At 39.4% G+C, this 14,112-nt stretch carries 13 protein-coding genes; 2 read left to right on the top strand and 11 right to left on the bottom strand.

The window, feature by feature from the left end; all coding sequences use genetic code 11:
• Positions 1-13: 13 nt before the first annotated feature.
• Together I585_RS07305 and I585_RS07310 are read right to left on the bottom strand one after the other, a co-directional pair.
• Positions 14-571 (bottom strand): hypothetical protein, encoded by a 558-nt coding sequence (locus tag I585_RS07305; RefSeq protein WP_010743026.1) that lies wholly within the window; start codon positions 569-571, stop codon positions 14-16.
• The gene (locus tag I585_RS07310; RefSeq protein ID WP_010743025.1) at positions 564-2,003 is read right to left on the bottom strand and encodes a helix-turn-helix domain-containing protein; all 1,440 of its coding nucleotides are present in this window, start codon (positions 2,001-2,003) and stop codon (positions 564-566) included. Before I585_RS07310 ends, I585_RS07305 begins: the two co-directional genes overlap by 8 nt.
• Positions 2,004-2,483: 480 nt before the next feature.
• On the opposite strand from I585_RS07310, the gene I585_RS07315 reads away from it, so the two are divergent.
• Complete coding sequence (locus tag I585_RS07315; protein ID WP_010743024.1) at positions 2,484-3,236, top strand: CPBP family intramembrane glutamic endopeptidase; 753 nt, start codon at positions 2,484-2,486, stop codon at positions 3,234-3,236.
• A 38-nt stretch (positions 3,237-3,274) separates the two neighbouring features.
• On the opposite strand, the gene I585_RS07320 is transcribed toward I585_RS07315, so the two are convergent.
• From I585_RS07320 to I585_RS07360, 9 genes are all read right to left on the bottom strand, one after another.
• Entirely contained in the window at positions 3,275-3,460 is a 186-nt protein-coding gene (locus I585_RS07320) for a hypothetical protein (protein WP_010743023.1), read from the bottom strand.
• 174 nt (positions 3,461-3,634) lie between these two features.
• Complete coding sequence (locus tag I585_RS07325) at positions 3,635-3,994, bottom strand: hypothetical protein (RefSeq protein ID WP_010743022.1); 360 nt, start codon at positions 3,992-3,994, stop codon at positions 3,635-3,637.
• Between the two features lie 137 nt (positions 3,995-4,131).
• Complete coding sequence (locus I585_RS07330) at positions 4,132-4,794, bottom strand: TetR/AcrR family transcriptional regulator (RefSeq protein ID WP_010743021.1); 663 nt, start codon at positions 4,792-4,794, stop codon at positions 4,132-4,134.
• A gap of 89 nt (positions 4,795-4,883) precedes the next feature.
• Entirely contained in the window at positions 4,884-5,720 is an 837-nt protein-coding gene (gene msrA / locus I585_RS07335) for a peptide-methionine (S)-S-oxide reductase MsrA (protein WP_034708484.1), read from the bottom strand.
• Positions 5,721-5,851: 131 nt separating this feature from the next.
• A complete protein-coding gene (gene bglX / locus I585_RS07340) occupies positions 5,852-8,071 on the bottom strand; it encodes a beta-glucosidase BglX (RefSeq protein WP_010743019.1) in 2,220 nt (739 codons plus the stop codon).
• Positions 8,071-9,348 carry a PTS sugar transporter subunit IIC gene (locus I585_RS07345; RefSeq protein ID WP_010743018.1) on the bottom strand — a complete coding sequence of 426 codons (1,278 nt, stop codon included), beginning with the start codon at positions 9,346-9,348 and terminating at the stop codon, positions 8,071-8,073. Before I585_RS07345 ends, bglX begins: the two co-directional genes overlap by 1 nt.
• Before the next feature lie 96 nt (positions 9,349-9,444).
• Entirely contained in the window at positions 9,445-10,278 is an 834-nt protein-coding gene (locus tag I585_RS07350) for an AraC family transcriptional regulator (protein WP_010743017.1), read from the bottom strand.
• 152 nt (positions 10,279-10,430) lie between these two features.
• Positions 10,431-12,530: an FtsX-like permease family protein gene (locus I585_RS07355; RefSeq protein WP_010743016.1), complete on the bottom strand. Its 2,100-nt coding sequence runs from the start codon at positions 12,528-12,530 to the stop codon at positions 10,431-10,433.
• Entirely contained in the window at positions 12,511-13,272 is a 762-nt protein-coding gene (locus I585_RS07360; RefSeq protein ID WP_010743015.1) for an ABC transporter ATP-binding protein, read from the bottom strand. The genes I585_RS07355 and I585_RS07360 overlap by 20 nt, the downstream gene beginning before the upstream one ends.
• 147 nt (positions 13,273-13,419) lie before the next feature.
• Here I585_RS07360 and I585_RS07365 point away from each other — a divergent pair, with 147 nt between their 5' ends.
• Positions 13,420-14,112 carry a LytR/AlgR family response regulator transcription factor gene (locus I585_RS07365; protein ID WP_010743014.1) on the top strand — a complete coding sequence of 231 codons (693 nt, stop codon included), beginning with the start codon at positions 13,420-13,422 and terminating at the stop codon, positions 14,110-14,112.

Here is a 14,112-nt window from a genome sequence, read left to right on the forward strand (position 1 = left end):
TTTCATCCCCTTTTTAAAACGTAATATATTCCTGCTTGTTGGTTTCCGTCATTTTCGTACCATATAAAATCGTTCCTGACATACTTGCCAGCATTCGAACAAGTTCCCGCTCGCCTGTCTTATCGGTCGGAAGTTCTGCCAAAGGCAGCGCGCTGATCTTCTGTTCGATTGTTTCCAACGCTTCCGTACTTTTCGTCTTCTCTGTTTGCCGTGAGGCTTTTTTGCCGGTTTTTGGAAGCGTGGATTTAGTCGTTGGCGATTGCGTTGTTTCACTTGTTGAAGACGTTTCATCTGAGGAGCGTTCTCCAATTGATGACGTTTCTTCATTTACTTGGTCGGGCGGCTGTTCCGGTTCGACCGCTTCATCGGCGGGAACCGTCTCTGCATTTTCTTCTATTCGATCATTGGTAATAATCAACATATTGCCGCTTTCCGATAAATCAAACGATCGTCTGACCTGTTCCTCTTTGACCTGCTCGATCAATTTTTCACTGCTGTATAAGATCGGCGCATTGGACTGATAAAACATCATTGAAGGCAATGCAATCGCGATCAATAAACTTCTATTCATAAGCGCCTCCCTTAACCGTTAATAATAAATGCCCAAATTCGGCCCAATCCTCCGGTGTTGGCGGCCGCTTCCAAATCATTTGGTGGCATGGTAATGTATCAATCAAAAAATCAGACAAATAGATTTGGGTCTTCGTACTTAATTTTTCTTCATAACAGATATTCATACTTTGCAACGAACGCAGCATCGTTTGAATGTATTCGTTATAGCTGCTGCCGTGAGAAAAATCGATGCAAATATAGACAGGGTCTTCTAATTCCTCAACTGAAATTTTCGTGATCAGGAAAAACAAATAATCATAGTACAATTTATTCCGTTCCTGTTCAGAATGAAAAAGTCCCTGTTGACCAATTCGTTCGATGAAATCTTGGATCAGCTCATCCAACTTAGGATTGATCTCTTGAAAGTAGCGGCGCTGGATTTTCGTCACAAAAGTCGTTTCGCGAAAATGATAGATTAGCCACTTCCGATTAATTCGCAGCAGTCCAGCTACTAATGACCGATCCTCTTTCAATCGAGCTAACTCAAATCGTGAATGGTTAGCTAAATATTGCAAAAACTCCTCCACCAATACTTCCGCCTGCTGGTTCTCATCTTGCTTGATAAATTGCAGTTCCTGTTGCAGATCAACCTCCATCATTTGGCAAAACAGCAGCAACGCAGCGATCTCGCGGCGCTTTTCTACTTGCGTCAACGTAAAATGATTGTACAGCCATTTTGAAAGATACTCAGTCGCCGCATTTTCCTGATAATCAATGTAGTTATCGGCTATCCCGTGTCCTTTTCTCAGCCGAATCAATGCAACACTCATGTAGAAAAGAAATTTATGTTCCTTTGTTTTAGGCAGCGACAGATTTAAGTAATGTTCCAGATAGCGAAAAATTTCTTTGGCTTGTTTTTGAATCTCTTCATCAAAAGGACTCGTTAACCCGTTGAAAATCTCATAATATAAACCAAACAAAAAACTTCGAATCGAAAACTCATTTCCTATTAATTGATTTTTCTTTAACTGAAATCCTTCATCCGTCAACTGCTCTTTTAGACGTTTATATAAGCGATAAGTACTTGAACGGCTTACATGCAGCTCTTCAATTTGTTTATCCAAACTCGTTTCATTGGTCACATACCGATGAAAAATCTGATACGTCAAACTACGCTTTACCAAAAAAAGCCGCATTTTTTTTACAATCGCATGGGTCAATCGATGAACCTCGATTTCACCTGTTTCAAGCAGTTCGATCGTCGCATCGTAGTGATTTTCCTCTAGCTCTGCTTGGAGTTCTTGCAGGTACTTTTCTAATTTATAGCGAGAAATTTCCAAAATATCTCCGAGCTGTTCAATTGAGCAATACGCATTCTTATTTAATTCTAAGTACTGAAGTAAGTACCATTTATAGCGGTCATCATCTATCAATAAATCGTTTGCCTGCATCTCTCGCTCCTTTCATACCACGATTAATAATTAACTAATTTTATTTAATTATATTATCCAAATCGATACATTTTAATTAGCAAAATAATCAATTTGTCCTTACTTTTTTTTATTCGCACAAAAAAAAGAGATTTGCATAATGCAAATCACTTTGAATCTATAGTTCAATATTAACATATTATTAATAAAATTTAAAAATATAATATGTTTATTTGGCAAAACAACAAAATATATGCCTTGTTCTTTTATTATATGCTTACTTTATGGTACCTTGCTCATTTTTAAAACTTATTTAATGAGAAAAGACATAAGTTAAAAAATAATTATTTTCTGTTAATATTTTTGATAACTGAGGTCACCCGTTTTGCCTGACTCATTCATTTAAGAATCCAACTCAACAGCTCTAGAACAAATTCTTTTACATTTTCTTTTACAATCACTATGCTAAAAATAATTTCAATTTGAGAGGAGTCTATTGATATGGACAAACATTTTTTTATTGAGAAGAAAAATGATTCCCTAGATTTTCCCTTTTACAATGGAAAACCTAAAACTATTAATACGGCACAATGGGCAATTATTCTTGGAATACTTTTTATCGGTTTTCTTATTTCATCTTTTTGGGATCCTAATACCTCTTCTTCTTTAGCATTTTTAGTAATCATCGTTTTTAGTTTTATGAAGCTTTTTTTTGGAATAGGAAGTTTGGCTCTATTTGCTGGAAAGGATGCCTTTCTATTATTTAGGAAGTTTAAACCAAAAGATTTACTATTTTTAGCAGGTATTTTGATCGTTGATTTTCTTTATGCAGGTGCCGCGGTCGTGATAGTCAACCTATTTGATCCGGCAAAAGCCAATCCAGCGGAGGTTTCGTCCACTCAAGCACATGGTCTAGAATTATTTTTGATCAACACATTGAGTAATATCCCTAATCTTTTAGGTGAGGAATTTCTCGCACTGCTGCCCTTCTTGGCGTTCTTGTATTTCTTCTACCAAAGAGCGCATTGGTCTCGTAATAAAAGTATCGCCATGGCGTTGCTCTTATCTTCGATTATTTTTGGTTTGCTGCACTTACCGACCTACCAATGGAATTGGCTGCAGGTCATCTTTGTGATCGGGTTAGGCAGGTCAATTGAAACGGCTGCCTATATTCGAACAAAATCCATATGGGCCTCTTTTCTTGTTCATTTTATGTTCGATACCTTGGCCTTCTTGGTAGGATTCTTGGCTTAGAATACAAAAAAACAGAGGAAATTCCTCTGTTTTTGTTTTTATACTAATGTTCTGCCTTTGATCAATAAGATAACCAAGAGTCCCACCATCGCACCTAAGCACGCTCCCTGAAGCAGAGATAATACAAGATACATTCCATTGATTTTTTTGCCTCTCGCGAAGATATTCAAAATAAATGATAGGACAAGTCCAACGATTGATAATACCAACAACACTTTTAACATACTAGCTCCTCCTTTTGACTTTCGTCAGTAATAAATATACTCAAAGCCTGATAGATTTCTGCCAAAGTGAAACTATTTTTTCAAGTTCTTGATCTATTCAGCGAAAAAGGCGGCGCTTCTAAGAAATCTGAAAGTATTGTTTCCTGTTTAGTGTAACCCGATCGCACATTTCGATTAAAACGTTCGTTTTGCAATCGTGATATATTTTTTCAAGATACTTCCGCAGACGTATGATAAGGCCAAGAAGATCAAACCAACTAAAAATCCAACGAAAACTTGCGGAAGTCCAGTCAACGTAACGAATAAGACGTTGAACGGTATATGCAGAATGCCAAAAAGATTCAGCATAGAAATCGCCGGCAAAGCGACACCAATCATACCAAAAGCTCCTGTTAAAACGGACAAGATCGGCAAGATAAAGATTCCTGAAAAGACCACCGCTACACCACTACCAATTCTTTCAAACATATTTCTCTCCTCCTTATTTCCTCCATTAACACCATAACTACTTTGCTTGTTCATTTTTTGTTCCATCTTAAACACTCCTTCTTTTTTTGTTTTTTATTTTTTATTCGCTTTATAGGTTTTATAAATAAAACGATGATTCCAGCTTTAGATACCGAACGATGGTATGTATAACTTTAAAATAAAACTGCCTGTGCAGGCAGAGATTATTTTTTTTGTTCATATAACTTGCGGAATTGTTCCAGCTTTTTGACGGCAGTAGCATCAAATACTTCAATTCCTAATTTATCCATCATCTCTTGAAAAAGCGCGAAACGATTAGCGACACTGCTTGGATCATCATCATGGATCAATGGCGTTAACCAAATATTGATGAGTAATAAGATGACCTCGGCCAATTCTTTGGGATACTCTGTTTGAATGGAGCCATCCGCGATTCCTTCTTCAATGATCGGCTGAACATAATGCGGCGCCGATTCTTTGAAAATCCCTTCTAGCTGCATAACCAGCATCTGCGGGTTTTTAAGAAAATCCGGTGCCATTTGAAACATATCCTCTTGGCGGGGATTCTCTAATGCTGAAGTGAACAAGGCTTGTAGTTTTTGCAAACCGGTCATATTCTTATTTTTTTCAAGCCGTTTAATATGTTCCAGCTCGTTCTCATTATTTTGATAAAGCTTGTCCATCACACCATCCAAAATATCTTCTTTGGATTTGAAGTGATGATAGATCGCCCCTTTTGATAAGCCGCCAAGATTATTGACGATATCTTGAATCGAAGTATGTTCGTATCCCTTTTCTAAAAAGAGCTGCGCGGCCACATCCAAAATTTTATTGATCGTTTCTTCAGGATATTTATTACGTGCCAAGACGATTGCCTCCTATTCATACATTCGGTTGGTATGTATATAATATAATCCCTTTCACCTTGGTTGTCAACAATTTTTGAAAAATTCATTTAAAACGATTTTTTTCGCCGCAAACCTACTCGCAGTTTCCCCTTCAGATGCTGATAGGTTAGGAACTGCTGCCGTTCTCGCTTGATTGCCTTATAACGCTTAGGCTGCTTTTTATAGAATTCTTGATGATAATTTTCTGCTGGCCAAAAAGTTTCCGCTGCTCTAATTTCTGTAACAATCGGTTTACTATATCTGTCAGAGTCAATCACAGCTTGTTTCGTTTTTTCCGCAATCCTCTTTTGTTCGTCATTTGTTACAAATATGATCGGGCGGTACTGAGCACCCCGATCTTGAAATTGACCAGTGTCATCCGTTGGATCAGTGATTTGCCAATATAGATCAATCAATTCTTGATAGCGCACAACGCGTGTGTCAAAAATGATTTCTACCGCTTCAACATGACCTGTGGCGCCGCTGCTGACCTGATCATAACTAGGATTTTCGATCGTCCCGCCGGTATATCCTGAAAGAACGGAGACAATTCCCGGATGGTTTTCGAAAGGTTCCACCATACACCAGAAACAGCCGCCAGCAAGAATTGCCCGCTCTTGATAAGCCGGATCAGTCACAAAATGCTTCTCCTTCACAGCTTCCTCGACGACCGGATCATTTCCAGTGATTTCTTGATAAAAGTCCGTTACATCCGGTGTCAAATTATTTCGTAAAGCCAATGGACGCAATTCTGCCTCCAGCTTCGCCAATTGTTCTTTGAAATTTCCTTGGTCAGCTAACGCGTTTTTAGTCGTCGTTAATAAGTAGCGCTCCCACTCACGAGTATTCGGATTCAAGATCAGATTATAAATCCTTTGCAGCACTTCTTCTTGAGTCAATTGCATTGTTTCCATCCCCTTACTCGATGATAAATGTCTGAAATCATCTGCAATTTACCACAATTTACTTGAATAATCGAATAGTTGGATTGGGTAAAAAAGAAGAACCGCAAAATTTGCAGTTCTTCTTTTAAAATTTAAAGTAATTCAAATTGTTCTTGCTGTGTATCATTTGCATTTCTGCCAACAAATACGATGAAATCACCAGGTTCAGTGCCAAACTGCATGTCCTTCATATAGTAATATAAATCATTTCGTTGAAGTTGGAACTCGATAATTTTCTCTTCATTCGGTGATAATTTTACCTTTTGGTATTTTTTCAGCTCCTTGACCGGACGAACTACTGAGCCGGTAATATCTTGAATATACAATTGAACAGTTTCCAGATATTCATAGGAAGAAGTGTTTTTCAACTTAATCGAGATGTTCAAGTCCTCAGTCATTTGTTTTGAGTTTAATGTTAATTCACTATAAACAACTGTCCCATAACTTAATCCAAATCCAAAAGGGAATAACGGCGCATTAGCACTGTCTAAATACTTCGTAACGAACCGACCTCTGTGCGTACTACTGTTTAACGGGCGGCCTGTTTTGAATTCATTGTAGGACATTGGCAATTGACCCACATTTTCTGGAAATCCCATACTAAGTCTCCCCGAAGGATTTACTTTTCCAAATAAAATATCTACTAATGCATTTCCACCTTCAGTTCCTGGGAACCACGCTTGAATGATTGCATCCATCTGCTCGACTTCTTTTGCAAACGTCAAAGGCCGACCGCTGATTGCAATCAAAATATTCTTTTTGCCTAATGAAACCATCTTCTCCATAAATTCTTTTTGAACCGTAGGAAGAGAGATATCTGTTCGACTGCCTGCTTCTCCGCTTTGCATCGTGTGTTCACCCATCGCATATATGATAATGTCTGCTTGTTCGCCTGCCTCAAGGGCTTGTTTTAAAGCAATACCTTGTTCTTCATCCGACATTCCTAACGAATGAATCTGTTCTTTGGTTGCTCCAAACTCACCTAAAAACTGATAATCCGCTAATAGCCCGCAGCCTTTTTCAAATGAGAATGTTTCACTTGAAAGTTCTTTTTCAAGTGCTGATTTGATCGAAACAACATCTGAACTTTTCCCATGAACTGCCCACAGGCCAATCAGATCTTGTTCATCACCGTATGGTCCGACCAATAGGATTCTTTCTTTATTTGGTGTCAACGGAAGCAGTTCTTCTTTATTTTGCAATAGTACAATTGACTCTTGTGCAACTTTTCGAGCCAGTCTTCTATTTTCTTCTGTTAACAAGGTCTGTTGTTCTTGCCCGATAGTACTACCTCGATAGGGATCTTCAAACAAGCCTAAATCATTCTTCAATTTCAAGACCCGCCATACCGCATCATTGACTAGATCAGTATCAATCGCTCCATCACTGATTAACGGCTCCAATTCATTGGCATAACAACCCGTTTTCATATCAATGTCGTTTGTTGCCTGCATTGCTAAAAGTGTTGCTTCACGTTCATCTTTTGCTACACCATGTGCAATTAATTCTTGAACAGCAGCGTAGTCAGAGATGATCACACCATCAAAGCCCCATTCTTCGCGTAAGATTTCTTTCAATAAAAATTCGTTACCTGTCGCAGGCATCCCATCATAGGTGTTGAAGGATGTCATAACTAATTTTGCTCCTGCATCAACTGCTGACTTATATCCACTTAAATAGTCTTGTCTTAATCGACGTTCACTCATATCAACGGTATTGTATTCCCGTCCCGCTTCTGCAGCCCCATAAGCAGCAAAGTGCTTCACGCAAGATGCGATTCCTTCAAGTCTCCCGCCACGCTCCTGTTGTAATCCGCGAACCATAGCCTCTGCGAAATCAGCATTCAACTGAGGGTCTTCTCCTGTTGACTCTAAACAACGCCCCCAGCGAGCATCCCGAACTAGATCCACCATCGGTGCATAGGTTACGTGAGCACCTGCCGAGCGTGATTCTCGAGCAATAACACCATAAGCTTCTTCAATCAGCTCAGGGTTCCAAGTTGCCCCTAAACCTAACGGGATTGGAAAGATCGTACGATAGCCATAAATAATATCAGCCATAAACAGCAGAGGAATTTTATGCCGACTATTTTTCAAGTATTTTCCCTGAACGTCTCGTGTCGTCTCCGCACCTGTCACATTCAAGACAGAACCAACAACGTCAATCGTTTCCTGAGTAATTCCCAACTTCTTTTTCGGACCAACCGCTAACTCTTCACTATGAAAAAAATCACCTGATAACTGAACCAATTGTCCGACTTTTTCCGTCCAAGTCAACGAATCCAATAGTTCTTTTAATTTTGCTTCTTGCATTACTCATCAACTCCTTCGGCTGCTTGTTCATCCTTGTAAGTACGCAAGTCTAATCGTTTAAACCACGGATACCACAAAACTGGCGACAACACTAATTGAATAAATAACTGTAATATGATAATTGATATACTTCCTTCAACGGCCGCATGGAAACCAATTGGCAAGCCAAAGATTGCCTGAACCCCAATAAATTTGGCGACGATCCCCAGTTTTGTCAATACATAGGCAATGATCAATGCAATTGTATTGTTTGTAATGAATGGAAACGCCAAATCAAAATTCAGTACTAAAGGAGTTCCGAAAATGACCGGCTCGGTTATTCCAAACAAAGCCGGAACGATTGATATCTTCCCAACTTGGCGATACTGCTTGCTCTTAGCCCGCAACATCAGCAAAACCAGTCCTAAACCTAAACCACTCCAAGTAATGATATTAAAGAATGCTAACCCAACGATATTTGGTGGAGTTAATCCGGCTTGGACGGCATTCAAGTTTTCAACGTCCATTGCTAACCACAACGGTGTAACCAGCGGCATAATAACATTTGTTCCGTGAATCCCGAAGAACCACAACACTTGCTGCAAAAGACTTAATAAAATCATCGCTGCAATCGAACCGCCTATCCCTTTCAAAGGTTCTTGAATGATGCTGTAAACAAATTGATGCATGCTACCAAACGCAGTCAAACTAAACAATAAATCAACAATTGCAAATAAAAGACCAATCAAAATCGTCGGAATCAATGCCTCAAATGTTTTTGTCACCATTGGAGGGACTCCTGCCGGCATTTTAATCGTCCAGCCGCGATGCTTAATTGCTAAATATAAACGAGCGCTTACAATTCCGACAATCAAAGCTGAGAACACCCCTTGAGCACCGAGCCAATTAGTTGGAATCCCCATTGAATCATCAGCCATTTTACCTAAAGGGGTGATAATCAGAAAACCGACCAATGAGATAATTGATGCAGAAATCGGATCTTCGTCCTCATCTAATTTTTTAACTAAATGATAGGCGATCAAAACAGCGATATAAACAGCTAATGCCCCAAGTGTCATCGTATTTACTTTAGACAACAGATCAGTTACTTTATCCAATTTGGCCAATGATGGAACCATCCCCATCAAAACAACGATTAATACTGACATTGAACCAATGAAAAGTGGACCCAAGGTTGCCATCATAGCGCCAGAAATCGCTTGTAGATATGGGTTGGCTCCCAACTTATCAAACCATGGATTCAGTTTGTTAAATAAATTTGTAATTTTCTCTTTCAATGTTTCTCCTCCTCATCAAACGATTGTTATAACGCTTTCATTATAGAGGCGTTAGGCCTTCTAAGTCGTTCCGCTTTTTTACGACAAAGTGGAAACTTAATTACTTTTTTTTAGAAATTGCTTACGAAATTTTTGCGGTGACATTCCGAATTTATTACGAAAAACATTGTAGAACGTTTTATTCGTGGCAAAGCCGTTATTCAAACCTATTTCCAGAATCGTTTTGTCTGTGTCTCGCATTTCTTTATAGGCCGCATCCAACCGGATGGAGTTGAGATACTCCGTAAAGGTGATACCCATGAATTTTTTGTAAAAGCGCGAAAAATAGGAGGGATTATAATTAAATATTTTTGCCACCTCTTCGATCATCAAATTTTGCGTATAGTGATCCTGAATATACTGGTTGACCACTTTCATTTTGTCTAAATATTTGAATGATTTGATTTCATACATGTCTGTACTAGAAAATGTATTACTTTCACAGAGAATCGCTAATAGTTCATATATCTTGGCCTTTACATATAAATGATTCACTAGCTCCTCTGAAGAAAAATTTCGATAGATATACAGTAAACAAGCGAGCACCTCTGAGTTTTGCTGATCTGGAATTGCTTTGAATAGGAATTTTTTTAAGTATTGCTCCTCAGTGATCCTTTGCAGATATTCCAAAGGAAACTGGATCACCAGACATTCACCTAAAACGGGACTTCTTGTTGAATGAACATGGTTCGAATTGATAATAATGAATTCCTGCGCTTTCAAGTGATAGGTTTGTCCAGCAAAAATAACTTCTAACTCTCCGGAAAAACAAAAAAGCAGCTCTAAACTTTCGTGCCAATGAGGTGGAATCAAACGATCTGATGACTTCGAATGGAATGAAAAAATTTTATAAGGATAATTATCTGTTGGCGATATTTTTTCGTACTTCATACCATTTCCTCCTTTTCTAAATTTCTTACTTGTACCGTACCCAAATCATTAAAATTATGCAAAAAGAAAAACCCGAGGAACAAACCTATCTGGTTTTTCCTCGAGCTTCTAATTTTAATCGAATATAAAGATATTTCAATCGAATCTCAATCTTAAATTTTCAAAATCCCTTTGATTTTCCGGAATGACACGCCATAGATAATCACTTGGTAAAGAATGACTAAAATCAGCAGCACACTATCCATCATCAGTGCGTTCATTTCATTACTGGTGAATTGACCATCATTTGTACTGAACATCAACAGGGTAAATCCATAGATCAGAATCGAAGCGAGAACAGTCGGTAGAATAAATAATTTATTCAATTGACTGACCACACATTTTCGAATGTAGTGATTGTTTGCGCCTAAGCGTCTTAAATCTTCAAAAAGCTGTTGGTTAGATAAACCGATCGTGATACTGCGAGTATAAGAGATCACGCCAACCGCGGCTAAACAAATGATCGCAACAAAAATGAAGACTAAGAAGAAAACTGCGACACTTTGGAAAAAGGTGTTTTCCACCAGCACTTTCATTGCTGGATAATACTTCCAATCATCCATCAAACCAGTGTTGCTAGGTGTCAGCTCAATCTTTCTATCATACCCATAGTCTTGATTATTTGCCTTGGCTTTTGCCGACTGATAGGCATCATAGGTATTGTAAACCGCCATTTTAGGTGACGCCTTCTCAATAAACTCCTGATAAACATCCTGAGCGAATGGATAAGAGGCTTCCACATCCGCAACATTAAACAAAATCTGTTTCGTTTGATTTTCTTGAGTAAGGTTTGTTTTGACTTTTTGATAGTCTTGATCGTTCAAAACATACCGGCGGCTTCCTTGACTGACAAGCTGCTGGCAGCGAACGATTCCCTTAAACTTCAACGGAAACGCTTCTTTTGTGACCGGATTTGTCACTTGATCCATGTCGTCATCTTTTTCGAAAAAGGATTCTGCCTCTTCTTGTCCTTTCACTCGATAATAGTGGCCTTGAGGGATTTCGAGCGTATTATTCGTTTCCCGATTAAAGGTAGCAGCATCGATAAAATCGGCTAACCGATGATCTTTCCTATAATCCTCGATCAATTTGCCATCATCCGTCCAATCACGCTCTACCCCACTAGCCAGCAGTTCTGAAAAAATTATTTCCTGATAATTCTTGATTTTCACATCGTGCTTCTTTGCCAAACGATAAAGGTCTTGCTGGTCTACTTCATCTTCAGCATGATTATAGTGCAGCTCGTAATCTGCTGGGCTATTGGCAATCGCATTGGTAGAACTAGCCAACTGCGGCGGATAAAAACAAGCGAATAAGCTGGCCGACAGCAGCAAAGCGATAATACACATATTCCGAACGGTTTGTCGGCCCTGAAATTTCATCATGTTGGAAGCAATCAGGTCATTATAATACTTCTGCGGATTTCTTCCTCGTTTGCTCTTCATAATAGTGTACGTCATGATACGGTAGATTCCGATCAATGAAAGCAAGTAGGTAGCGCTCCATATACCTGGAAGCAATACTCCCATCGTATTGGATACGATACTAGGTACTACAAAACCCAGCAGAATCCCTGCAATCAATAAGATGATTCCAGACACGCCATATTTAGCAGTGGCTGGCCGCAGTGGTTCACTCTTATGCTGATGGTATAAAATCTCCATCATATCGGTGCGGCGAACAAAATTGTACAACTGAAACAATACCGGGATCATCGAAACGAGTCCAAAAACCAGACCAATCGCGATACCTTCGACGGTCAATCCCAACGACATCTCACCTAGATTCACCAAAATGAGCCGGAAAATCTGCCAGATCAGAAAAGCTAGACCAATCCCAAGAATTACGCCTGCCGCAATACAGCCGATCATCAATTGCAGCAGCTCGATCGTCAGTTTTTGCGACAAGTATTTTTTCTTTGCGCCTAAGGCTAGAAAGACACCTGTTTCTCGACTTTTATATTTTAGAAACAGATTGGCCGCGTACATGATGAAAATCAAACAGCCTGCGATCGCGATCGCAAAAATCATCATTACCTGTTTACGGCTGTCCCCGCCGACTGGCAATGTTTGTTGAACAATCGTACTGTAAAGCATCACAGCGTACGAAGTGATCAGCAACACTGAAAACGTCATACAGAAAATAAATTGCAGGTAATTCCGCTGATTGTATTTTCGCAGCTTTTTTAATAAATCAGATAGCGATAGCTTCATCAGGATTCCCCTCCAATTCTTTCAGGACATGGAGCAGCTCATCGAAGAATTGTTGTCTGGTCCCCGTCCGTACCAGCTCTGTGAAGATAGTGCCGTCCTTCATAACTAATACGCGATCACAATAACTCGCTGAAAAAGTATCATGAGTCACCATGAAAATCGTCGCTCCTAAAGTATTTTTGGCTTCTATAAACGCTTCGATCACTGTGTCTCTTGATTTGCTGTCTAAATTTCCAGTTGGTTCATCCGCCAATAAGATCAGCGGATCATTCATCAGGGCTCTAGCCACCGCGGTTCGCTGCTTTTGTCCTCCGGAAATCTCGACCGGATACTTATTGGCGATTGAGTCAATTCCAAATAATTTAAGTAATTTGCTGACCTTTTGTTCCATTGGACGATATGGTGCTTGAGTGATCACCTTTGGTACACAAACATTTTCAAAAATTGTCAGACCATCCAACAACATGAAATCTTGGAAGACAAAACCGAGTTTCTTATTGCGCACCTCGGCCATCGCCTCTTCATCGAGATTCGCCAATAAAGTGTCATCTAAACGAATCTCACCCTTTTCATATGGAATAAAACAAGAAATACAATTTAATAAGGTCGTTTTTCCACTTCCTGACGGCCCCATCACCGCAACAAATTCGCTCTCATCCACTGTAAAAGATACATCTTTCAACACGTCATACTGAACCCCACCAGTATGAAAACTTTTATACAAATGATCCACTGTTAACATTATTTACTCCCCCTTGTTTTCTATACCCTTATTCTAAGCAACTCCGCCTCACTTACCCATGGGGCATTTTGTAAACTTTGACTCGTTTACCGTCATTTTTGGCATCCCTTTAATGATATAATGGTGAAAAAAATGGAGGGTGGTTGAATGTTAGAGGTTGTCTGTTGTGACGATGAAAAAGAAATGCGTAAAGCATTGATGAGAATAATCGAGCCGGAGTTGCAGCTGCAAGGTATTGAGTATCAGCTGCGTGAGTTTTCTTCGGGGGAAGAATTACTCAGCAGTCGGCTGGAGTCGATTGATCTTCTTTTTTTAGATATTGAGATGAAAGCTTTAGATGGCATTGAAACGGCCAAGCAATTACGAAAAATTAATCAACATGCTGTGATCATCTTTGTCACAGCGTTTGCGGATTTTGTCTTTCAAGGCTATGAAGTGAAAGCCTTAAATTATATCTTGAAGCCTTATGGTGAGAAAAAAATCGTTGAGGTCCTACATAAAGCATTAGATGAGCTGGAAACGGCTCACCCGAAGTATTTTGTGATTGAGCAAAAATCAGGCATCACTCGAGTGGCGCTAAAAGAGATTTGCTATTTTACCAGTGATCGCCGCATAGTAACGATTGTGACTGCCAAAGATCCCATCACCTTTTATGGAAAATTGAATGACTTGGTTCTGCCGGATCACTTTCTCCGCATCCATAATCGTTATGTCGTCAATCTGCATTATGTGGATCAAGTAGAAGCAGGGTCTCTGACCTGCAACCAAGAGCAATTGCCCATCAGTCGAAAATATCGCCAGTCGCTCATGGTCAGCTTTGCTAAAAATATGTTAGGTTAG

Origin of the sequence: Enterococcus malodoratus ATCC 43197, from assembly GCF_000407185.1 — a bacterium.
Taxonomy (GTDB): domain Bacteria; phylum Bacillota; class Bacilli; order Lactobacillales; family Enterococcaceae; genus Enterococcus_A; species Enterococcus_A malodoratus.

What these genes read in the sequence shown, in the direction of transcription:
- I585_RS07355 (WP_010743016.1), bottom strand. Translation starts at nt 12,530, where the DNA reads ATGAAGCTATCGCTATCTGATTTATTAAAAAAGCTGCGAAAATACAAT.
- I585_RS07320 (WP_010743023.1), bottom strand. Translation starts at nt 3,460, where the DNA reads ATGTTAAAAGTGTTGTTGGTATTATCAATCGTTGGACTTGTCCTATCA.
- I585_RS07365 (WP_010743014.1), top strand. Translation starts at nt 13,420, where the DNA reads ATGTTAGAGGTTGTCTGTTGTGACGATGAAAAAGAAATGCGTAAAGCA.
- I585_RS07305 (WP_010743026.1), bottom strand. Translation starts at nt 571, where the DNA reads ATGAATAGAAGTTTATTGATCGCGATTGCATTGCCTTCAATGATGTTT.
- I585_RS07360 (WP_010743015.1), bottom strand. Translation starts at nt 13,272, where the DNA reads ATGTTAACAGTGGATCATTTGTATAAAAGTTTTCATACTGGTGGGGTT.
- I585_RS07350 (WP_010743017.1), bottom strand. Translation starts at nt 10,278, where the DNA reads ATGAAGTACGAAAAAATATCGCCAACAGATAATTATCCTTATAAAATT.
- I585_RS07310 (WP_010743025.1), bottom strand. Translation starts at nt 2,003, where the DNA reads ATGCAGGCAAACGATTTATTGATAGATGATGACCGCTATAAATGGTAC.
- I585_RS07315 (WP_010743024.1), top strand. Translation starts at nt 2,484, where the DNA reads ATGGACAAACATTTTTTTATTGAGAAGAAAAATGATTCCCTAGATTTT.
- bglX (WP_010743019.1), bottom strand. Translation starts at nt 8,071, where the DNA reads ATGCAAGAAGCAAAATTAAAAGAACTATTGGATTCGTTGACTTGGACG.
- I585_RS07325 (WP_010743022.1), bottom strand. Translation starts at nt 3,994, where the DNA reads ATGGAACAAAAAATGAACAAGCAAAGTAGTTATGGTGTTAATGGAGGA.
- msrA (WP_034708484.1), bottom strand. Translation starts at nt 5,720, where the DNA reads ATGCAATTGACTCAAGAAGAAGTGCTGCAAAGGATTTATAATCTGATC.